Here is a 21,369-nt window from a genome sequence, read left to right as displayed (position 1 = left end):
CGGCGGCCAACGCAGCGTCAGTTCGACGCCGTAATCGGTTCGACGCGACGCGGCGCATAGGTTTCCCACCCGCTGCAGCCCGGACACTGCCAATAGAACAGCCGCGCCCTGAAACCACAATTCTGGCACGTATAGCGCGGCAGATTTTTGGTGCGCTGACGGATCAGCGTGCGCATCAGTTCGAGTTCGCTGCGCCGCGGCTCTTCCGCGACAGCTTGCTGCGCCTCGAGCAGACGCGTCATGCCCGCCAGATTCGGCGACTTCTGCATCTGTGCGCGCGCCAGCGCGTGCGCCGCGTCGGTCCCGCGCAGCGACGCGACGTGCTGATAAGCGACGTCCAGCAGATCGTTGCTCGGATGGCGATCGACCCACGCCGTGAGCAGGTCGGCGCCGTCCTGAGGACGGCCGAGCTCCTCGTACGCCTTCATGACCTTCTCCGCGACCAGCGGCAAATAGGCCGGGTTCTGTTCCTCGACGCGCCGCCACTGCTCGATGGCCGCTTCCTGCGCGCCGCCGGCCACGTCGACGTCGCCGAACAGGATCGTCGCGCGCACGTTGGTCGGGTTCGCCTTCAGCGCGAAGCCGAGTTGCCGGCGCGCCTCGTCCGGGCTTTTCTGCTGCAGCGCTTCCTGCGCGAGTTCGCAGTGGAACTGCGCGATTTCCCTGTCGAGCGATGCGGCGCCCATCGTTTCCAGATGGCGCGCGATGTCGATCGACTTGACCCAGTCCTTCTCGATTTCGTAGATGGTGAGCAGCGCGCGTTGCGCGCCCAACGCGTAGTCGCCCGTTTCGAGCGACCGGAAAGTTTCCTCCGCGCGATCGAGGAGGCCCGCCTTCAGGAAGTCCTGACCCAGTTCGTAGAGCGCGTGATCGCGTTCGCTGACCGGCAGATCTGCGCGGCTCAACAGGTTCTGATGCACGCGGATCGCGCGGTCCGTTTCGCCGCGGCGGCGGAACAGATTGCCCAACGCGAAATGCAGTTCGACCGTTTCAGGGTCGAGCTTGACCACTTCGATGAACGCGTCGATCGCCTGGTCCGGCTGCTCGTTGAGCAGGAAGTTCAGGCCGCGAAAATACGAGCGCGGCAGGTTGGCGCTTTCGGACAGCAGCGTCTTGAGGTCGTAGCGCGCAGCCATCCAGCCGAACGCAAAAGCGACGGGTATGACAAGCAGCCACCAGAAGTCTAGATCCATGCGATTAATGCAAATGTGCGGGAAAGCGGGAACGGAACGCCACGCTTAAACCGCGCGGCGGAAGAAAACTCAGATCAGCGGCGGCATGGGTGGCTGTTCGACCACCACCGGCGTTTCGCGTGCGACGCGCAACTCGCGTTTGAGCCGGCCATTTTCCATGCGCAAGCGCACCATCGCCGGCATCGACGACACCAGCCCAGCCAGCAGCCCCACCACGAAGAAAGCGAGGCCGATCAGGATCAACGGCGCCGACCATGCATAGCCGGCGAGGAAATTCAGCGTAGCAGGTTGTGTGTTGGAGAGCGCCAGCACCAGCAGCAGCACGAACACCAGCACACGGATCAGCCAGACGATAAATTTCATAGAGTTCTCTTGACGGCAGTTGCGGGGTGACGCCGGCTTGATGACGCGTCGCGCCACGGTGTTGCCCGCGCCGAAGTGACCCGTATTGTAATTGAAGCCCTCGCGGCTGGGCAGGAACTGGCGGATTGCGGACTTACGCGAGGTTTAGCTTGCTGCAAAGGGCTGCGTGGGCAGGTGTCCTGTGCCGCAAAGGGCGAGCTGCGGCACGTTTGGCACCTATACGCGAATTGGCACGGCAATTCAGCACGTCAAATCAGCCACAAGCAAACAGCTCGAAAAGTACGGACGAAAAAAAAGCGCCCGAAGGCGCTTTTTCTGGTCTTTTGCCGACTGGCTTTGGCCGCTGACGCTACCAATGCCACGCTGCAAAACGCACAGCGGGACATTTACAGGTCGTCATCCGGCTCTTCAGCCTTCAACGGCTCGCCCGCGCGGCGATCCACCCGCTCACGCAATTCCTTGCCCGGCTTGAAGTGCGGTACGTACTTCTCAGGTACCAACACCTTCTCGCCCGACTTCGGATTGCGTCCGACGCGGGAAGGACGGCGGTTGAGGCCGAAGCTGCCGAAGCCGCGAATTTCGATGCGATGACCGTTGGCAAGCGCCTCCGACATCGCATCAAGCATCGTCTTCACCGCGAAATCCGCATCTTTGAGTACAAGCTGCGGAAATCGCGTAGCCAGCTGGGCGACCAATTCCGATTTGGTCATACTGCAGCAGACCTCTCAGGCTTACTGGTTCTGGCCGTCGAGCTTGGCCTTCAGCAGCGCGCCGAGGTTCGTCGTGCCGGTAGCAGCCGAGTTCGAATCCGACGAAGCCAGACCACGGATGGCTTCCTGTTGCTCAGCCGAATCCTTGGCCTTGATCGACAGGTTGATGCCGCGCGACTTGCGATCGATGTTGATGATCATCGCGTTGACCTTGTCGCCTTCCTTCAGCACGTTGCGAGCATCTTCCACGCGGTCTTGTGCGATTTCCGAAGCGCGCAGGTAGCCTTCGACTTCAGCCGACAGCTGAACCACTGCACCCTTCGCGTCCACCGTCTTAACCACGCCGTCGACGATCGAACCCTTGTCGTTCATTGCAACGAAGTTGCTGAACGGGTCGCCTTCGAGCTGCTTGATGCCCAGCGAAATGCGTTCCTTCTCGACGTCGATGCCGAGAACGATCGCTTCCACTTCGTCGCCCTTCTTGTACTTGCGAACTGCTTCTTCGCCCGTTTCGCTCCACGACAGGTCCGACAGGTGAACCAGACCGTCGATGCCGCCCGGCAGACCGATGAAGACGCCGAAGTCGGTGATCGACTTGATTGCGCCTTGCAGCTTGTCGCCCTTCTTGAAGTTGCGGCTGAAGTCGTCCCACGGGTTCGGCTTGCACTGCTTCATGCCGAGGCTGATACGGCGGCGGTCTTCGTCGATTTCGAGAACCATGACTTCGACTTCGTCGCCCAGCTGCACAACCTTCGACGGTGCAACGTTCTTGTTCGTCCAGTCCATTTCCGACACGTGGACGAGGCCTTCGATGCCCGATTCCACTTCGACGAATGCGCCGTAGTCGGTGATGTTGGTGACCTTACCGAACAGGCGCGTGCCCGACGGGTAGCGGCGCGAGATGCCTTCCCACGGATCGTCGCCCAGTTGCTTGATGCCGAGCGAAACGCGGTTCTTCTCTTGATCGAACTTGAGGATCTTCGCGGTGACTTCCTGGCCGACCGACAGCACTTCGCTCGGGTGACGCACACGACGCCATGCGATGTCGGTGATGTGCAGCAGGCCGTCGATACCGCCGAGGTCCACGAATGCGCCGTAGTCGGTGATGTTCTTGACCACGCCTTCGACGATCGCGCCTTCCTTCAGCGTTTCAAGCAGCTTCGCGCGCTCTTCGCCCTGGGTCGCTTCGATCACGGCACGGCGCGACAGCACGACGTTGTTACGCTTGCGGTCGAGCTTGATGACGCGGAATTCGAGCGTCTTGCCTTCGTACGGGGTCGTGTCCTTGACCGGACGCGTGTCGACCAGCGAACCCGGCAGGAACGCGCGGATGCCGTTGACCATCACGGTCATGCCGCCCTTGACCTTGCCCGTGATCGTGCCGGTCACGAGTTCGTTGTTGTCGAGAGCCTTTTCCAGCGACAGCCACGAAGCCAGACGCTTCGCCTTGTCGCGCGACAGGATCGTGTCGCCATAGCCGTTTTCCAGCGCGTCGATCGCGACGGAAACGAAGTCGCCCGCCTGCACTTCTACCTCGCCCGCGTCGTTCAGGAACTCTTCGAGCGGGATGTAGGCTTCGGACTTGAGACCAGCGTTGACGACCACGAAGTTGTGGTCAACACGCACGACTTCGGCGGAGATCACTTCGCCGGCGCGCATGTCTTGCTTGGTCAGCGACTCTTCGAACAGAGCCGCAAAAGATTCGGTATTCGGGGTAGAGGTTTGCAGGTCGGACATAAAAATCAAAATTTGCATGGTTCTCGCGGTGCCCGGCTGGCCGGACGGTCAGCAACAACGGCCAAGAAAGCGAATGCCACGCGGGGTTAAAGGGTTAAAACAACGCTCCACGACCATCGTGAAGCACCTACCGACAACTAGATTTCTACTGCTCCCGGCACGGATGCGCAATTCGTACTTCCATCAGGCATGCGGGACTAAAGCTTCATACCACTGCACCACTTGCTCGACCGCCTGGTCGACCGACAAGGCGGAGGTATCAAGCAGCTTTGCATCCGCTGCGGGCTTGAGTGGCGCGGCTGCGCGCTGACTGTCGCGCTCGTCGCGCTCACGCAAATCCCGGAGCAAGTCATCCATATTAGCAGAAAATCCTTTTTGGATCAATTGCTTATGCCGGCGCGCCGCGCGGGCCTCGACGCTGGCGGTCATGAACACCTTGAGCACGGCGTCCTGGAAGATCACGGTGCCCATATCGCGGCCGTCGGCGACCAGCCCCGGCTCCTTGCGGAAAGCCCGCTGACGCGCCACCAGCGCGGCTCGCACGGCCGCATGCACGGCGATCGCCGAGGCCCGGCTGCCCACTTCCTCGGCGCGAATCTCGGCCGACACGTCGACGCCGTCAAGCTGCGCCAGCCCCTCGCGAAACATGATGTGCAGGTCGTCGATCAGTTTGACAAGTGCGTCGGCGTCCTCGGCCGCGACGCCGTAACGCAGGCTGGCCAGCGCGGCAAGCCGGTACAGCGCGCCGCTATCCAGCAGGTGAAAGCCGAGGCTCGCGGCAACCAGCGCGGCCACGGTGCCTTTGCCGGAGGCACTCGGGCCGTCGATCGTAATGACGGGCGTCTGGTGAAAGGGACGGGTCGGTTTCATCGAAAAAGTCGCACGTCAATCGATTCGGGGTCGAATCAGGGTTGAGCAAGCGCGGTAAAGCGCTCGAAATAATCAGGAAAGGTCTTGCCGACGCACTTCGGGTCGTTGATCCGGATCGGCACGCCGCCGAGACTGACAAGTGAGAAACACATCGCCATACGGTGGTCGTCGTAGGTGTCGATCGCAGCGTTCGGAATCAGCTTTTCTGGCGGCGTGACGACGAGGAAATCCTCGCCCTCCTGCACCTTCGCGCCGACCTTGCGCAGTTCGGTCGCCATCGCGGCGATCCGATCGGTTTCCTTCACGCGCCAGCTGGCGATGTTGCGCAACGTGGTCGTACCGTCCGCGAACAGCGCGGCGACGGCGATCGTCATCGCGGCGTCGGGGATCAGATTGAAGTCCATGTCGATCGGCTCGAGCTTGCCGCTATCGTGCCCGACGCCGCGCACTTCGATCCAGTCGTCGCCCATCTGCAGATTCGCGCCCATCCTGATCAGCGCGTCGGCGAAGCCGACGTCGCCCTGGATGCTCGCGCGGCCTACGCCTTCCACCTTCAGCGGGCCGCCGCCGAGGGCGCCGGCTGCGAGGAAATACGACGCGGAGGACGCATCCCCTTCCACCATGATCGTGCCCGGCGACTGGTAACGCTGGCCCGCCGGCACGACGAACTGGTGCCAGCCGTGACGCTCGACCTTGATGCCGAAGCGCGCCATCAGCTTGATCGTGATCTCGATGTACGGTTTCGAGATCAGTTCGCCGTCCACCTGCACGGTGCTCACGCCGCTTTCGGTGCGCACGAGCGGCAGCGTCATCAGCAGCGAGGTCAGGAACTGACTCGACACATCGCCGCGCACGCGGATCGGCGCGTCGGCGGCAATCTGCGCCGGGCGGATCCGCAGCGGCGGATAGCCTTCGTTCTCTTCGTAGTCGATCTTCGCGCCGATCTGGCGCAAGCCGTCGACCAGATCGCCGATCGGCCGCTCGTGCATGCGCGGCACGCCGTGGATCCGGTAGTCGCCGCCGTTCACGGCCAGCGCCGCGGTCAGCGGACGCACCGCCGTGCCCGCATTGCCGAGGAACAGGTCGGCCTGGCGCGCGGTAAACGCACCGCGCGTGCCCGTCACGACGCAGGTGTCGCCGTCGCGCTTCAGACGCACGCCGAGCTTTTCGAGCGCGTCGAGCATCACGCGGGTGTCGTCAGAGTCGAGCAGGTTCGTGATCGTCGTTTCGCCTTCGGCGAGGGCCGCGAGCAGCAACACCCGGTTCGAAATGCTCTTCGAGCCAGGCAGACGAACCGTGCCGGACGCACGGGAAAACGGTCCGAGATCGAGGAATTCCATGATTGAGTCCAGTTTCCGGTTATTTCGACGCGTTGCTCTGGGCAAGCCCGGCCGCGCGCTGTTCCTGCCATTCGGTGCGCGCGACCCGCGAGCGTGCGAAGACGGCTTCGAGCGCGGCGCCGTCGGCGGCTTCGATGGCCGTGCGCAGGCGCGCGAGCACGGCCGTGTACGCGTCGAGTTCGTCGAGCAGCGCGGCGCGATTGGCGACGCACACGTCACGCCACATTTCCGGACTCGACGCGGCGATGCGCGTGAAGTCGCGAAAGCCGCCCGCGGCGAACGAGAATTTCAACGCGGCGTCGGGTGAATTGAGAATCTGCTCGACCAGCGCGAACGACAGCACGTGCGGCAAGTGGCTGACCGACGCGAACACGCGATCGTGCTGCTCGGGCGTCATCTCGCGCACGACGGCGCCGGTGGCCCGCCACATCGCCGCGACCCGTTCGACCGCCCCTGGCGCATTCTCCGGCAGCGGGCACAGCACGACATTGCGGCTCACATACAGGTCGGGCAACGCGGCATCCACGCCGCTCGACTCGAGGCCGGCAATCGGATGTCCGGGCACGAACTGGCCGACTCGTGCGCCGAGCGCCGCGCGGGCCGCGCCGACCACGTCCGACTTGGTGCTGCCGGCATCGGTGACGATCGTGGCAGTGTCGAGGTACGGCGCAATGCGCTCCAGGAGCGGCTGCGTCTGCGCGACGGGCGCCGCCAGCAACACGAAGTCCGCGCCGCGCAGCGCGTCACGCAGCGCGGCGTCGTCGTTCAATGCGGCGGCGCCGTCGATCACGCCCAACGCCCGCGCCCGCTCGGTCGACGCGGACGAACGCCCGACGCCGATCACCGTGCGCGCGCCCTCGGCCTCGCCCCGCTCGCGCAACGCGCGCGAGAGCGATCCGCCGATCAGGCCGACACCGAAAATCACCAGCTTGTTAAAAGAAAACGCGGCCACGTCGGTCACAGAAAAAGCGCGCCAGTCATGCCGATAAGTTTGCCGATCAGGCGCGCGGGTCAAAGGTCAAGGGGCCCCGCTTACGCGGTAGCGAGCGTTTTTTCGAGCGCCGCGAGGAACGCTTCGTTTTCTTCCGGCAGGCCGATCGTAATACGCAGCCATTGCGGCAAACCGTAGTTGCCGACCGGACGCACAATCACGCCCTGCTTCAGCAATTCGAGGTTCACGCGATTGCCGGCGGCGGCATCGTTGCCGACGCGCACTAGCACGAAGTTGCCGTCCGACGGCACATACTCCAGACCCAGCTTGTCGAACGCCTCGGTCAAACGGCGGTAGCCTTGCGCGTTCAACGCTGCGCTCTTCTCGAGAAACGCCTGGTCGTTCAGCGCGGCGATCGCCGCCGCTTGCGCCAGCGTGTTGACGTTGAACGGCTGTCGCAGACGGTTGAGCAGGTCGGTCAATTCGGGCTGCGCAATCGCGAAGCCGACGCGCAGGCCGGCGAGGCCGAACGCCTTCGAGAACGTGCGCGACACGAGCAGATTCGGGAAGCGGCGCACCCAGGCGATCGAATCGTAGCGCTTTTCCTGCGGCAGATATTCGGTGTACGCCTCATCGAGCACGACGACCACATGGCGCGGCACCTTGTCGAGAAACGCCTCGAGCGTCGGACCTTCGATGAACGTGCCGGTCGGATTGTTCGGGTTGGCGACGAACACGAGGCGCGTGTCGTCGGTGATCGCGGCGAGCATCGCGTCGAGGTCATGACCGTATTTGACGGCCGGCACGACGATCGCACGCGCGCCCACGCCTTGCGTGGCCAGCGCGTAGACCGCGAACGAATACTGCGCGAACACGATCGACTGGCCTTTCTCGACGAACGCGTGCGCGGCGATTTCGAGAATGTCGTTGCTGCCGTTGCCGAGCGTAACCCAGTCGGCCGGCACGCCGTAGCGCTCGCTCAACGCGGCCTTCAGCTCGAAGCCGTTCGCGTCCGGATAGCGGCCGAGTTCGCTGGCGGCCTGCACCATCGCGCGCTGCGCCGACTCCGGCATGCCGAGCGGATTTTCATTCGATGCCAGCTTCACGATGGTCGCCTCGTCCAGACCGAACTCGCGGGCCACTTCCGAAATCGGCTTGCCGGCGATATAAGGCGCGATTGCGCGCACGTAGGAGGGACCAAAAGACGCTGTCATAAATATCTCCGAACGACTATGAATATGGAATGTGCGGGTGGGCGGCCAAGCGCCGCCCGAGTCCCTTGCCTGTTTGCCGTTAGCGGGCGCGCGGATACGAACCGAGTATCTTCAGGAACGCGGCCTTCTCGCCGAGTTCCGTCAACGCGGCGGCAACCGCCGGATCGTCGCGATGGCCTTCGACGTCGATGTAGAAGTAGTACTCCCACGTACCGACACGCGCTGGACGCGATTCGAACCGGGTCATCGACACGCTATGCCGCGCGAGCGGCTCCAGCAGCTTGACCATCGCGCCCGGCTCGTTCACGACCGACACGATCAGCGAAGTCTGATCGTAGCCGCTCTGGCCAGCCGGCTGCTTGCCGATCATCACGAAGCGCGTGCGGTTGTGCGGGTCGTCCTGGATCAGCGCATTCACGACCTGCAGACCGTAATGGGTCGCGGCGCGATCGCCGGCGATCGCCGCGACCGTCGGATCTTCCGCGGCCATCCTCGCGGCTTCCGCATTGCTCGACACCGCCTGGCGCTCGAGATGCGGCGCGTTCGTCGACAACCAGCGCTGGCATTGGGCAAGCGCCTGCGCATGCGCGCACACGCGCTTCACGCCTGTGAGGCCGCCGCTCAGCGTCAACAGATTGTGGTGAATCGGCAAGGCCAGTTCTCCGCCGATCGTCAACTGCGTTTGCAGCAGCAGGTCGAGCGTGCGCGACACCGCGCCTTCGGTCGAATTCTCGACCGGCACGACGCCGAATTCGGCGGCGCCCGCCTCGACGGAGCGGAACACTTCGTCAATCGACGGGCACGGCAGGCCTTCGATCGACTGACCGAAGTACTCGTGCATTGCCTGTTCGCTGTAGGTGCCGACCGGCCCGAGGTAGGCGGCCTTGATGGTTTTTTCGAGTGCACGGCTCGCCGCCATGATCTCGCGCCAGATCGCGCTGATGTGCTCGCTCGCTAGCGGCCCTTCGCTCATGTCCTGCAAACGCGCGATCACCTGCTGTTCGCGCTCGGGTCTGAACACCGGCGCGTTGAAATGCTTCTTGACCTCGCCCACTTCGAGCGCCACTGCCGCGCGCTGGTTCAGAAGTGCGATCAACTGCGCGTCGAGCGCGTCGATGCGTTCGCGAAGGGGTTTGAGTCGGGTATTGAGTTCGTCGTCCATGCGTGAAAACGGCTCTGCCGGGTAACTGCTGGAAAGGATGCGCGCGCCTGCTGGTCAGTGTGACTCAGGCGCTGCGTTGCTCGAATTCCTTCATGTATTCGACAAGCGCTTTGACGCCTTCGAGCGGGACGGCGTTATAAATCGACGCCCGCATGCCGCCGACGGACTTGTGGCCCTTTAGCTGCACCATTCCCCGCGCTTTCGCGCCGGCCAGGAAATCCTCGTTGCGCGACTCGTCGGCGAGGAAGAACGGTACGTTCATCCGCGAGCGCGAGCCACGTTCGACCTTGTTCAGATAGAAGCTGCTCGAGTCGATCGCGTCGTACAGCAGCTTCGACTTTTCGAGGTTACGCGCTTCGATCGCGGCAAGGCCGCCCTGCTTCTTCAACCACTTGAACACCAGCCCGGCAATGTAGATCGCGTAGGTGGGCGGCGTGTTGTACATCGAATTGTTCTCGGCGACAGTCTTCCATTCGAACGCCGACGGGCAGATCGACTGCGCGCGATCCAGCATGTCCTCGCGCACGACCACCACCGTCACGCCGGCCATGCCGATGTTCTTCTGCGCGCCGCCGAACAGCACGCCGTATTTGGCGATGTCCATCGGGCGCGACAGGATGTGCGACGACGCGTCCGCCACCAGCGGAATATCGCCGAGGTCGGGAATCTCGAACGTTTCGACGCCGTGGATGGTCTCGTTCGTGCACAGATGCACGTAAGCCGGATCGTCCGACAACTGCCATTCCGCGCGCGCCGGCGCACGCGTGAAGCCGTCGGCCGTCTGTCCGGTGGCGGCCAGATGCACGCTGCCGTATTTCTGCGCTTCCTTGAACGACTTCTGCGACCACGAACCGGTGATGACGAAATCCGCCCGCGGCTTCGAGCCGAGCAGGTTCATCGGCACGATCGCGTTTTCGCCCAGCCCGCCGCCCTGCAGAAACAGGATGCGATGGCTGGCCGGCACCGCAAGCAACTCGCGCAGATCGACGAGCGCTTCCTCGTGGATCGACATGAATTCTTTGCCCCGATGACTCATTTCCATCACGCTCATGCCACTGCCTTGCCAATCGAGCATCTCGTCGGCTGCCTGGCGCAGCACTTCTTCGGGCATGGCCGCCGGGCCGGCTGAGAAATTAAAGACGCGCATCGTGAAGTCCTGGAAGCGGGCGCGAAAAACGATAGATCGCGCAAAAAACGGCGAAGGTGGCCACCGGCAACGCGGCCACGATGAAACGGGCCACGCGGATTAGACGGCGCGAGTCCGTTAGCGCGGACTGGCGGAAGCGAATGACCGGAACGAATCCGCCGAAATTCCGCGCCGAAAAGAAAATGGCCGTCTGCGCGTCTGCGCAAACGGCCATTATCGCATTGTCACCGCCAACCCGCCAAACCCGGCACGCGCTATGGCGTGCCCGGCGAGCCTGCCAGGTGGCGGCTCACACGGTGTCAGCGCAGCCCTTCGACCCTGGAATTACTTGGCCGCCGGCTTGACCGAAGCGACTTCCTTGTCGGCCTGATCACGCGTTGCCTTGATCGATTGCGGCATGTACTTCTGCATCAGGCCATTCACTACGTCGCGGCCAACCTGGTCTTGCACCTGGATGAACTTGCGGCCGGTCGGGCTCTTGTAGAACGCCGTCAGATCCTTGATTTCCGACGTGCTGTAGTACTTCGCGTACGCGTCGTACTGAGCTTGCATTGCGTCCGAACGGAAGCTGTCCGTTGCGAACACTTGACCTGCGCCGTCAACCAGCTTCGGCACTGCGTTCTTTTGCAGCGTCGGGACGGCAGCCTGCTTCTGCTTGTCCGTCATCGTCTTGTTTTCGCTCAGCGCGTCCGACAGGATGGCCGGAACCAGTTGCTTCGCTTGCATTTGCGCGCTGTTGCCGATTGCGCCGACGAGCTTCTGCGCGTCGATTGCGTCCAGCAGGTCCTTGATCGCAGCCTGCTTGGCCGGGTCAACCGGTGCTGCGGCAGCAGCCGGAGCCTGAGCCGCCGGCGCCTGGCTTTGCAGCGCTTGAGCCATGGCGAAGGTCGGCACGAGGGCGGCCAGCAACATCAGTTGTTTGAATCGTTTTTGCATCATTACTCCCTAAGAGAAATTAACTTGAACTGCGCGCTGCGCGGGATGCGTATCGGCCCGACACGCCATTGTTCCCTGCGCGGCATTCAACCTGTTACCGAGACCGGAAGCCGCTGACGCGGATCAGGCTGCACCGTTGTCTTCACCGCCGTTGTCGCCTCCGGCAGGACCTTCGGCGTCGGCGTCCACATCACCTTCCGCTTCCGCCTCGGCAACCTGTTGCAGACCGGAAAGCTTGGTCCCTTCGTCAAGGCTGATGAGTGTAACACCTTGGGTTGCACGTCCCATTTCGCGGATTTCCGACACGCGCGTGCGAATCAGCACGCCCGTGTTGGTGATCAGCATGATCTGCGCTTCATGATCCACCAGCGTGGCGGCGACGACCTTGCCGTTACGCTCCGAGGTCTGGATCGCGATCATGCCCTTCGTGCCGCGCCCGTGACGGGTGTACTCGCTGATTGGCGTGCGCTTGCCGAAGCCGTTTTCGGTGGCGGTGAGCACCGACTGCTGCTCGTCGCCGGCCACCAGCAGCGCGATTACGTTCTGGCCGTCTTCGAGCTGCATACCACGCACGCCGCGCGCTTCACGGCCCATGGGACGCACATCGTTCTCGTCGAAGCGAACCGCCTTACCAGAATCCGAGAACAGCATGACGTCGTGCTGACCGTCCGTGATGGCGGCGCCGATCAGGTAATCGCCGTCATCCAGACCGACCGCAATAATACCCTTGCGCAACACGCGGCCAAAGGCTTCCAGCGGCGTCTTCTTTACGGTTCCTAACGCGGTGCCCATAAAGACGAATTTGTCGGCCGAAAATTCCTTGACTGGCAAGACAACCGTAATCTTCTCGCCTTCCTGAAGCGGGAAGATATTGATGATCGGGCGGCCGCGCGAGTTCCGCGAACCTTGCGGGACTTCATAGACCTTCACGCTGTAGACGCGACCGCGATTCGAGAAGCACAGAATGTGATCGTGCGTGTTCGCGATGAACAGCGTGTCGATCCAGTCGTCTTCTTTCATCGCCGTGGCCTGCTTGCCGCGACCACCGCGCTTCTGCGCGCTGTACTCGGACAACGGTTGCGATTTCACGTAGCCCGCGTGCGACATGGTCACGACCATCTCCTGCGGCGTGATCAGATCTTCGGTGTTCAGCTCGGTGGCGTTCAGCTCGATCTTCGAGCGGCGCGCATCGCCGAATTCGGCCTTGATCGACGTGAGTTCGCCGACGATGATCGCCGTAATGCGTTCCGGGCGAGCCAGAATGTCCAGCAGGTCGGCGATCTGCGCCATCACTTCGCGGTACTCGCCGATGATCTTGTCCTGCTCCAGACCAGTCAGGCGTTGCAGACGCATCTGCAGAATTTCCTGAGCCTGGGTATCGGACAGACGGTAGAGGCCGTCGGACTGCATACCGAACGACGGATTCAATCCGTCAGGACGGTAGGCTTCGCGACCACCCGCCGACGCGTTTTCCGTCTCGGCACGCGCCAACATTTCGCGCACCAGCGACGAATCCCACGGACGCGCCATCAATTCCTGCTTGGCGATCGGCGGCGTCGGCGCGGCCTTGATGATCGCGATGAACTCGTCGATGTTGGCGAGCGCAACCGCCAGGCCTTCCAGCACGTGACCGCGTTCGCGCGCCTTGCGCAGTTCGTATACAGTGCGCCGCGTCAGCACTTCCCTGCGATGCGACAGGAAGCACGACAGCATTTCCTTCAGGTTCAGCAGCTTCGGCTGGCCGTCGACCAGCGCGACCATGTTCATGCCGAAGGTGTCCTGAAGCTGGGTCGCCTTGTACAGATTGTTGAGCACCACTTCCGGCACTTCGCCGCGCTTGAGTTCGATCACGACACGCATGCCGCTCTTGTCGGATTCGTCGCGGATATCGGAAATGCCTTCGAGCTTCTTCTCGTTGACCAGCTCGGCGATCCGCTCCAGCAGCGAGCGCTTGTTCACCTGATACGGCAGTTCGTCGACGATGATCGCCATGCGCTGGCCGCGGTCGATTTCCTCGAAGTGCGTGAGCGCGCGCATCACCACGCGGCCGCGGCCGGTGCGATAGCCGTCGCGCACGCCGGCCACGCCATAGATGATGCCGGCGGTCGGGAAGTCAGGCGCCGGAATGATCTCGATCAGTTCGTCGATCGTGGCTTGCGGGTTTTTGAGCAGGTGCTGGCAGGCGTCGACGACCTCGTTGAGGTTGTGCGGCGGAATGTTGGTCGCCATGCCGACCGCAATGCCGGACGAACCATTGATCAGCAGATTGGGAATGCGCGCGGGCAGGATGGCCGGCTCGTTTTCGCTGCCGTCGTAGTTCGGCGTGAAGTCGACCGTTTCCTTGTCGATGTCGGCCAGCAGTTCGTGGCCGATCTTCGCCATGCGGATTTCGGTGTAACGCATCGCCGCGGCGTTGTCGCCGTCGACCGAACCGAAATTGCCCTGACCGTCCACCAGCATGTAGCGCAGCGAGAAATTCTGCGCCATCCGGACGATGGTGTCGTAAACAGCCGTGTCGCCGTGCGGGTGATATTTACCGATGACGTCGCCGACGATACGCGCCGACTTTTTGTATGCGCGGTTCCAGTCGTTGTTCAGCTCGTGCATCGCGTACAGCACGCGCCGGTGCACCGGCTTCAGGCCATCGCGAACGTCGGGAAGCGCACGCCCTACGATCACGCTCATCGCGTAATCGAGATACGAACGGCGCATTTCCTCCTCTAGGGAGATTGGCAGAGTCTCTTTGGCGAATTGATCCATTATCCGTATCTTTTACGTGCGAAGGCGCCGGGTACACGGCGCCTTCGCGTAGACATTGCAGGCGCAATGCATTACGCGATTCTAACATGCCGCGAATCCGCCCCCGGCCAGGGCACGTATACCTATTAGCAGGACCTCCGAAACGGGCGCGTTGCCGCCTCGCATTCGGGTCGGCCAGGCGCGATTCGTGCGTGGGGCAATCCGCCGCTCAGCCAAGACTGGCGGTGCGTTCCGGCGATTACTTCTGTTGCGCATGCACCACAATTGAAGGGGGATTTGATCGGGGGCGGATTTTTTTATCGTCGGAAGGGAACGATATGGCAAAATGCCAACGCACAAAGAGTTAGACACTGCTCGAAGTCTACACACCACGTTTTTTGTTCCGCACCAATGTTATACTTCGAGCAATGTATGACTTGTCTTCGTCAACAGGCTCGCAGTAAACCTGCGGTAATCTCAATTTCGAGAGGAGAAATATGAATAAACTTTCAAAGCTCGCGTTCATTGCAGCTACCGCAGTTATGGCTGCATCCGCCGTGGCGCAGTCGGTGCCGGCGTCGCGACAAGCTACGAACGACAACTGGGTGAATGGTACTGGCGAATACGTGTGGATGAACGGCACGAACGAGCTTTGCTGGCGCGATGCATTCTGGACGCCGGCAACGGCCAACGCAAAGTGCGATGGCGCCCTGGTTGCTCAAGCTCCGACCCCGCCGGCTCCGGTCGCACCTGCACCGGCCATCTCTAGCGAAAAGATTACGTATCAAGCTGACGCGCTGTTCGACTTCGACAAGGCTATCCTGAAGCCGGCAGGCAAGGACAAGCTGAGCGAACTGGCAGCGAAGATTCAAGGCATCAACCTGGAAGTCGTCGTCGCAACGGGTCACACGGACCGCATCGGTACGGACAAGTACAACGACCGTCTGTCGCTGCGCCGTGCACAAGCTGTGAAGGCATTCCTGGTCAGCAAGGGCGTCGAAGCCAACCGTATCTATACGGAAGGCAAGGGCCGTCGCAACCCGGTCACGACCGGTTGCAACCAGAAGAACCGCAAGCAACTCATCGCCTGCCTCGCACCGGATCGTCGCGTGGAAGTCGAAGTTGTGGGTACGCCGAAGCAGTAAGCTTCAGGTTACCGCAGTATCAAAGCCCCGCTTCGGCGGGGCTTTTTTTATGCACATCGCGCTGTGCGATAGCGAGCGCGCCGTCCGGCAGTAGTGGACGCACGCGCCGCATGTCCGGGCGACGAAGCCACGAACCGAAGCCACACGACAAGCCGTCCCCACAGCCACCCTTTTGCCGCCCTGTCCCCCGACCTATATACTCAGGGTTTATCCTCGAGCGCCCGCCCAACGCTCTCATCGAGGCAGCTTCCGTCATGACCAACGCCGACCCCCACGAACTACAGAAATTCAGCGACCTCGCGCATCGGTGGTGGGACCCGAATGCCGAGTTCAAGCCGCTACATGAGCTCAATCCCATTCGCCTGAACTGGATCGACGCCCACGCGCATCTGGCAGGCAAGAAGGTGCTGGACATCGGCTGCGGCGGCGGCATTCTGTCCGAGTCGATGGCCGGCCTCGGCGCACATGTGAAGGGCATCGACCTGTCGACCCAGGCGCTCGGCGTCGCCGATCTTCACAGTCTTGAAAGTGGTGTAACCGTCGATTACGAAGAGATCGCCGCCGAGGCACTCGCCGCCCGCGAGCCGGGCACGTTCGACGTGGTCACCTGCATGGAAATGCTGGAGCACGTGCCGCAGCCCGGCGCTATCGTCGAAGCCTGCAAGACGCTCGTGAAGCCGGGCGGCTGGGTATTCTTCTCCACGCTGAACCGCAACGTGAAGTCCTACTTGTTCGCGGTAATCGGTGCCGAATACATCGCGCGGATGCTTCCCAAGGGCACGCACGACTACGCGCGCTTCATCCGTCCGTCGGAGTTGGCGGGCTTCGTGCGCGCCGCCGGTCTGCGCACAGCCGACATCAAAGGCATCGTCTACAACCCACTCAGCAAGCATTTCACGCTGTCGGCCGACACGGGCGTGAACTACATGCTCGCCTGCCGACGCGACGCCTGAGCCGTCCCGACCCGCCAGACTGAATTCAACAATGAGCGATCCTACCCCCCTGCCCCAACGCGAAGACATCGACGACGCGCTCGGTCTTTGCCAGGCTGTGCTGTTCGACCTCGACGGCACGCTGGCCGACACGGCGCCCGATCTGGCGGCCGCCGTCAACAAGATGCGCCACGACCGCGGACTCGACATGGTGCCGCTCGAAGACCTGCGTCCGCTCGCGTCCGCGGGCGCCCGCGGGCTGCTCTGTGGGGCGTTCGGCATCGGGCCGGACGATCACGAATTCGCGTCGATGCGCGAGGAGTTTCTCGCCAACTACGAAGCGGATTTGTGCATCGAGACCACACTGTTTCCCGGCATCCCCGAATTGCTCGACGAGCTCGACGCGCGCGGCGTGCGCTGGGGCATCGTCACGAACAAAGTTGCCAGGCTCACCGAGCCGCTGATCGCGCAACTGGGCCTCGAGGAGCGCGCGGGCTGCGTCGTAAGCGGCGACACGACTGCGCATTCGAAGCCGCACCCGGCGCCTTTGCTGCACGCTGCGCGCGAGCTGGACGTGGCGCCGGAGCGCGTCGTCTACGTCGGCGACGATCTGCGCGACGTGCAGGCGGGCTTCGCGGCCGGCATGAAGACCGTGGCGGCTGCATACGGCTACTGCGGCAACGACATTCCGCCGACGCAATGGCACGCGCAGCATGTCGTGCAATCGCCGGTCGAATTGCAGCAGCTGTTGCGCGAGATCGGCTGAAGCGCGGCGGCGGCCGCACCAATGAGTCGGGACGCGGCCGTCAATCTACTGTAAAATCTACTTTGGCTCAGAAATCTTGAGCAACGAACCGCGGGGGCGACCTGGTTTCGACAGGGGTTGCAAAGCGGCTAGGGCATGTCGAGGACCCGTCACCTCGTTAATCAATGGGAAAAACGTAACTGCAAACGACGATACGTTCGCACTGGCAGCCTAAGGGCCGCCGTCCTCTGCCTAGTTCACTGACGGGCTAGTGTCGCAAGACCGGTAGCAATACCGACAGAGGTCATATACGTCAGTTAAGCCTTGGTGGCGTCACGACATCCGGGTCGAAAATCTAGTGAATCGCCTTAGTGCAGCGTGTTCGTCCGCGTCACTGGGGTTAAATTAAATGACAGAACTAAACATGTAGAACTGGTCGTAGAGTGCTTCTGGACGCGGGTTCGATTCCCGCCGCCTCCACCAAACATCGTGCAGCAAGCAGCACTGTTTTATAAATACCCCCGCTAGCCGCAGGCTCGCGGGGTTTTTTGTTGCCATGGGCCCTACCGCGCTCGTCAGCGAGTCGCCGAAAGCGCCTTCTGCTGCGCGAGGCGCAGCGCTTCGATCGGGGTCATCACCGGCGGCCCGGCACTCGTCGTTGTCTGTTGCGCGTTCTGACTGGCGACACCTAGCTCATCTATCACAGGCGCCGGGCGCTCCGCCACCGCAGCAGCGGCCACGCGAGCCACTGCCACCACCGCCGGCCGATCCACCGCAAGACGGCCCGCCTCTGCGGCACCCGCCCCCACCAGCAACCCATTCACCCGCGCCACCTCATCCAGGTCCAGCGTCGCTGTCGCGGCCTTGAGCTGCAGCAACGCCACAATCGTCATATAGCGCGCCCGAATCAGATCGCGACGACCCGTGTAAAACGAATCCGCTGCCCGCAGCACATCGGAGCTCGTGCGGCTGCCCACCTTGTAGCCCACCTGCGTCGCGCTCAACGCGGCGCGCGAGGTCTGCACGACGCGCATCAACCCTGCGACCCGCGTCACGCCGTCATGAAAGCGCGACCAGTTTTCCCGCGCACTGGCGCCCGCTACTCGTGTTGCGCCGAGCAGTTCCTCTCGCGCCTTGTCCTCGAGCGCCAGCGTTTCGTCAATGATCGCGTCCGTCTCGCCGCCCTCGAAAATCGGAATCGTCACCGATAACATCGCGGTCGTGGTGGTGGTCGGTCGGACGTAGCCGGAGGCCGCGCCAGCCGGCGTATGGCTCGCCGTCAAATTCACGACCGGCAGATTCCTTGCGCGCGCCTTCTCCACTTCAAATTGCGCGATCCGCCGGTCGATCTGCTTCAACTGCACCATGTAGTCGTGCGCTTCAGCCCGCGTGACCCAGCTATCCCGGTCGTCGGGATTCAGGTGCGGCATCAGCGCGGAGTCCGACAAATGCGACAGTCCGGCAAACGGCTCACCCGTGATCTGATCCAGCGCCAGGCGCCGCAGTTGCAAATCGCTGCGGGCATCGGTCTGCTGCAGCCGGGCCTGCTCGCGCGCCGCTTCAGCGTCCCGCAAGTCGATCACGGTCGCCTCGCCTGCCGCCTGCCTGCGCTGCAACTGCTCGATATGCTGTTCGAGCGCGAGCGTGTAGTCATCGGCGCGCGCCAGTTCGTCTTCCGCGGCGAGTTCGTCGAAGTACGCGCGCACCGCTTGCAGGATGGCCCCTTGCTGCGCGCGCGCAGCGTCGAGCGCGCCGCGCGCGCTGACAAAGTCGGCCTGGCGGTACGTAGTCCAACGACTCCAGTCGAAGACCGGCTGCGTCAGCGTGACGGTCCACCCGTTTTGCCAGTAGCTGTCGCTCGGCAGGCCGTCGATGGAGGTTCGGTTGTACGCGCGCCCCCAGCCGCCCGACAGTTGCGGCAGCAATGCCGCGCGGGCCTTCGGCACCGCCAGCCGCGCGGCCCTGGAGCCTGCGCGCGACGCCGCCAGGTCCGCGTCGTGCGCGACCGCCTGCTCGGCGACCGTGAGCAAATCGACGGCCGCCGCGGTGCTCGCGTGAGCGACGCAGGCGAGCGCGATCAGCAAGCCCGGCACCGTGCGCTTATTCATCGACGACCGCCTCCGCACGCGCCTCGCACAGCAGCTCGCCGTCCACCAGCCGATAACGTGTATCGAACGCGGCCGCGAGCGACATGTCGTGCGTAATCACCACGACGGTTCGCTCGATACGCCGCAGCAACGCGACGATGTTGCGCACCGACGCAGGATCGAGATTCGACGTCGGTTCGTCGAGCAGCAGCAGTTCGCGTTGCTGGTACAGCGCCCGCGCGAGCAGCAAACGCTGCCGCTGACCGGCGGAAATATTCGCGATCGTGTCGCTGATCACCGTGCGGGTGCGCATCGGCAGACGCATCACGTCGGGCAGCAGGCCGACCTCATCGAGCAGCGCGTGAATACGCACTTCGTCCGCGTTGCCGGCAAAGAGCGACACGTTATCCGCGATCGAACCGTGCAGGATCAGATCGCCCTGCCGCATATGAACGGCATGCCGGCGGATTTCGTCGACGGTGAGATTCGGCCATGCGATGCCGTTCAGCAGGATCTCGCCTTCCTGAAGCGGTTCGGCCGCGGCGAGCAGCTTGAACAGCGTGGACTTGCCGCTACCCGACGCGCCGGTGATCACGATCTTGTCGCCCTTGCGAATCACGAGGTTCGCGTGTTTGAGCACCGGCTGGTCCGACACGCCGTAGCGGAACGTGACGTCGCGCACGTCGATACGCTCGAAGCTGCGCACCTCGACGGTCTTGTGCATATCGCCCGGCGGCGTGTAGCGCTCCGCTTCGCCGTCGACGATATCGCAGACCCGCGCGACCGGCACGCTCAGCATGAAGTACGCGAAGGCGGCGTTGATCGAGTGCGCGAAGCGCTCCGAAAGCAACGACTTGTAGATCAGAAACGAATAGAACACGCCCACCGAGATCGCGCCGCCGAGCATCAGGCGCGCGGCGAACCAGGTGATCGCGATCATGTCGGCGTAATTGACGAGCTTGAGGATCGCGTCGCGTGCGCTGCCGAGGCGGCTGTTGTGCACGACCGCCGCGAAATACGCGCGGTACTTCGCCATGAAGATCGCGGTGCGCCGCGTCTCGCCCTGCGACAGCTTGATCAGCGACGCGCCGCGAATCGTCTCGATCAGCGTGTCGTCGCAACGCGCCGACTCTTCGAGCACGAGCGCGTGCGTGTCGCGCATCCGCGTGAACAGCGCGAACGACACCACCACGTAGAGCACGAAAATCAGCAGCGCGATCAGCGTCAGTTGCGGGCTTTGCACCAGCATCAGAGCCAGCGCGAGCAAGCCGACAACCAGGTCGATGCCGAGCGCGATCATGGTGCGCGTCGCGTACACGCTGATCTCGTCCTGCGCCTTCACGCGCGCGAACAGATCGCCGACGTGACGCTTCTCGAAGTACGGAATCGGATTGCTCAGCAGCTTCGCCAGCAGGCCCTCGGTCATGTTCATCTGCACGAGGCCGTGCAACAGCTCGACGAGGTAGGTCTCGATGTACTGGCTCAGCGCGCCGACGACGAAGATGCCGGAAAACGTCAGCACCAGCACGTTGAGCAGATTCAGGTTGTCGGCGGCGACCACGTCGTCGAGCACCAGATTGCCGAGATAAGGCATCGCGAGAATCGCGAACTGGCTGCCGAACGCGATGAACATCACTTTGGCGATCTGCGCATTGAGCTGCGGATTCAGCGCGCGCACCCGCGCAAGCGCCGCTGGCACGCGCGACTTGTTGCGGATGCGCGGCATCGTCGGGGTCGGCGCGCATTCGAGCAGGTAGCCGGAGACATTGGCGACGAAGGTGTCCATCGAAATGCGCCGCCGACCGGTCGCCGGATCGATCACCTGCACATAGCCGCGCCCGTACTTCTCGAACACGACGAAATGCGCGCCGCCGAAATGCATGATCGACCCGCGTTTGACGCTCGCCAGATCGCCGCTGCCGAAACGGTACGCCTGCACAGCCAGCCCGAATTCGATGGCGACGTCGTACAGGTCCATCAGCGACAAACCGTTCGCCGAGACCGGCCTGAACGCCTGCAACTCGCGCACCTCGGTCGCCCGGCCGAAGTGCGACAGCACCATCGCGAGACAGGCGTAACCGCATTCGGCGACTTCATTCTGATAGATCGCGCGCACCG

17 protein-coding genes and 1 other RNA gene are annotated in these 21,369 nt (G+C 63.0%); 4 read left to right on the top strand and 14 right to left on the bottom strand.

Features of this window, described 5'->3' with window-relative positions; translation table 11 throughout:
- Positions 1-17: 17 nt before the first annotated feature.
- From lapB to gyrA, 12 genes are all read right to left on the bottom strand, one after another.
- Positions 18-1,193, bottom strand: a complete 1,176-nt coding sequence (gene lapB, locus P0D89_RS04985; protein ID WP_408357263.1) for a lipopolysaccharide assembly protein LapB — start codon at positions 1,191-1,193, stop codon at positions 18-20.
- A 69-nt stretch (positions 1,194-1,262) separates the two neighbouring features.
- Complete coding sequence (locus P0D89_RS04980) at positions 1,263-1,556, bottom strand: LapA family protein (RefSeq protein WP_091800094.1); 294 nt, start codon at positions 1,554-1,556, stop codon at positions 1,263-1,265.
- 386 nt (positions 1,557-1,942) lie between these two features.
- A complete protein-coding gene (locus P0D89_RS04975) occupies positions 1,943-2,266 on the bottom strand; it encodes an integration host factor subunit beta (RefSeq protein ID WP_007180889.1) in 324 nt (107 codons plus the stop codon).
- A gap of 21 nt (positions 2,267-2,287) precedes the next feature.
- Entirely contained in the window at positions 2,288-4,021 is a 1,734-nt protein-coding gene (gene rpsA, locus P0D89_RS04970; RefSeq protein ID WP_408357265.1) for a 30S ribosomal protein S1, read from the bottom strand.
- A 165-nt stretch (positions 4,022-4,186) separates the two neighbouring features.
- Positions 4,187-4,873 (bottom strand): (d)CMP kinase, encoded by a 687-nt coding sequence (gene cmk / locus P0D89_RS04965; RefSeq protein WP_408357267.1) that lies wholly within the window; start codon positions 4,871-4,873, stop codon positions 4,187-4,189.
- A gap of 35 nt (positions 4,874-4,908) precedes the next feature.
- Positions 4,909-6,213 (bottom strand): 3-phosphoshikimate 1-carboxyvinyltransferase, encoded by a 1,305-nt coding sequence (gene aroA, locus P0D89_RS04960; protein WP_408357269.1) that lies wholly within the window; start codon positions 6,211-6,213, stop codon positions 4,909-4,911.
- A gap of 19 nt (positions 6,214-6,232) precedes the next feature.
- Positions 6,233-7,174, bottom strand: a complete 942-nt coding sequence (locus P0D89_RS04955) for a prephenate dehydrogenase (protein WP_408357271.1) — start codon at positions 7,172-7,174, stop codon at positions 6,233-6,235.
- A gap of 71 nt (positions 7,175-7,245) precedes the next feature.
- A complete protein-coding gene (gene hisC / locus P0D89_RS04950; RefSeq protein ID WP_408357273.1) occupies positions 7,246-8,358 on the bottom strand; it encodes a histidinol-phosphate transaminase in 1,113 nt (370 codons plus the stop codon).
- A gap of 79 nt (positions 8,359-8,437) precedes the next feature.
- Positions 8,438-9,520, bottom strand: a complete 1,083-nt coding sequence (gene pheA, locus P0D89_RS04945; RefSeq protein ID WP_408376215.1) for a prephenate dehydratase — start codon at positions 9,518-9,520, stop codon at positions 8,438-8,440.
- Between the two features lie 64 nt (positions 9,521-9,584).
- A complete protein-coding gene (serC, locus tag P0D89_RS04940; protein ID WP_408366149.1) occupies positions 9,585-10,667 on the bottom strand; it encodes a 3-phosphoserine/phosphohydroxythreonine transaminase in 1,083 nt (360 codons plus the stop codon).
- Between the two features lie 324 nt (positions 10,668-10,991).
- On the bottom strand, positions 10,992-11,603 hold the full coding sequence (locus P0D89_RS04935; protein WP_408366147.1) for a DUF2059 domain-containing protein: 612 nt from the start codon (positions 11,601-11,603) through the stop codon (positions 10,992-10,994).
- A 123-nt stretch (positions 11,604-11,726) separates the two neighbouring features.
- A complete protein-coding gene (gyrA, locus tag P0D89_RS04930) occupies positions 11,727-14,363 on the bottom strand; it encodes a DNA gyrase subunit A (RefSeq protein ID WP_459252668.1) in 2,637 nt (878 codons plus the stop codon).
- Positions 14,364-14,839: 476 nt separating this feature from the next.
- Here gyrA and ompA point away from each other — a divergent pair, with 476 nt between their 5' ends.
- The 4 genes from ompA (at position 14,840) to ssrA (ending at position 17,647) form a co-directional block, all read left to right on the top strand.
- On the top strand, positions 14,840-15,487 hold the full coding sequence (ompA, locus tag P0D89_RS04925; protein ID WP_408366143.1) for an outer membrane protein OmpA: 648 nt from the start codon (positions 14,840-14,842) through the stop codon (positions 15,485-15,487).
- Between the two features lie 254 nt (positions 15,488-15,741).
- Entirely contained in the window at positions 15,742-16,440 is a 699-nt protein-coding gene (gene ubiG / locus P0D89_RS04920; RefSeq protein ID WP_408366141.1) for a bifunctional 2-polyprenyl-6-hydroxyphenol methylase/3-demethylubiquinol 3-O-methyltransferase UbiG, read from the top strand.
- A gap of 31 nt (positions 16,441-16,471) precedes the next feature.
- On the top strand, positions 16,472-17,185 hold the full coding sequence (gene gph / locus P0D89_RS04915) for a phosphoglycolate phosphatase (protein ID WP_408366139.1): 714 nt from the start codon (positions 16,472-16,474) through the stop codon (positions 17,183-17,185).
- A 92-nt stretch (positions 17,186-17,277) separates the two neighbouring features.
- Positions 17,278-17,647, top strand: a transfer-messenger RNA (tmRNA) gene (gene ssrA, locus P0D89_RS04910).
- Positions 17,648-17,739: 92 nt separating this feature from the next.
- Here ssrA and P0D89_RS04905 read toward each other — a convergent pair.
- Both P0D89_RS04905 and P0D89_RS04900 read right to left on the bottom strand, forming a co-directional pair.
- A complete protein-coding gene (locus P0D89_RS04905; protein ID WP_408366137.1) occupies positions 17,740-19,272 on the bottom strand; it encodes a TolC family outer membrane protein in 1,533 nt (510 codons plus the stop codon).
- Positions 19,265-21,367 carry a peptidase domain-containing ABC transporter gene (locus tag P0D89_RS04900; protein ID WP_408366135.1) on the bottom strand — a complete coding sequence of 701 codons (2,103 nt, stop codon included), beginning with the start codon at positions 21,365-21,367 and terminating at the stop codon, positions 19,265-19,267. Before P0D89_RS04900 ends, P0D89_RS04905 begins: the two co-directional genes overlap by 8 nt.
- Positions 21,368-21,369 lie beyond the last annotated feature (2 nt).

The organism is Paraburkholderia sp. RL18-085-BIA-A, assembly GCF_046027075.1.
GTDB lineage: Bacteria > Pseudomonadota > Gammaproteobacteria > Burkholderiales > Burkholderiaceae > Paraburkholderia.
This window is presented reverse-complemented; position numbering and strand designations above follow the sequence as displayed.

Coding starts and splice junctions, on each gene's coding strand:
- pheA (WP_408376215.1), bottom strand. CDS start 9,520: ATGGACGACGAACTCAATACCCGACTCAAACCCCTTCGCGAACGCATC.
- P0D89_RS04905 (WP_408366137.1), bottom strand. CDS start 19,272: ATGAATAAGCGCACGGTGCCGGGCTTGCTGATCGCGCTCGCCTGCGTC.
- aroA (WP_408357269.1), bottom strand. CDS start 6,213: ATGGAATTCCTCGATCTCGGACCGTTTTCCCGTGCGTCCGGCACGGTT.
- gph (WP_408366139.1), top strand. CDS start 16,472: ATGAGCGATCCTACCCCCCTGCCCCAACGCGAAGACATCGACGACGCG.
- P0D89_RS04980 (WP_091800094.1), bottom strand. CDS start 1,556: ATGAAATTTATCGTCTGGCTGATCCGTGTGCTGGTGTTCGTGCTGCTG.
- hisC (WP_408357273.1), bottom strand. CDS start 8,358: ATGACAGCGTCTTTTGGTCCCTCCTACGTGCGCGCAATCGCGCCTTAT.
- rpsA (WP_408357265.1), bottom strand. CDS start 4,021: ATGCAAATTTTGATTTTTATGTCCGACCTGCAAACCTCTACCCCGAAT.
- ubiG (WP_408366141.1), top strand. CDS start 15,742: ATGACCAACGCCGACCCCCACGAACTACAGAAATTCAGCGACCTCGCG.
- gyrA (WP_459252668.1), bottom strand. CDS start 14,363: ATGGATCAATTCGCCAAAGAGACTCTGCCAATCTCCCTAGAGGAGGAA.
- ompA (WP_408366143.1), top strand. CDS start 14,840: ATGAATAAACTTTCAAAGCTCGCGTTCATTGCAGCTACCGCAGTTATG.
- cmk (WP_408357267.1), bottom strand. CDS start 4,873: ATGAAACCGACCCGTCCCTTTCACCAGACGCCCGTCATTACGATCGAC.
- lapB (WP_408357263.1), bottom strand. CDS start 1,193: ATGGATCTAGACTTCTGGTGGCTGCTTGTCATACCCGTCGCTTTTGCG.
- P0D89_RS04935 (WP_408366147.1), bottom strand. CDS start 11,603: ATGCAAAAACGATTCAAACAACTGATGTTGCTGGCCGCCCTCGTGCCG.
- P0D89_RS04975 (WP_007180889.1), bottom strand. CDS start 2,266: ATGACCAAATCGGAATTGGTCGCCCAGCTGGCTACGCGATTTCCGCAG.
- serC (WP_408366149.1), bottom strand. CDS start 10,667: ATGCGCGTCTTTAATTTCTCAGCCGGCCCGGCGGCCATGCCCGAAGAA.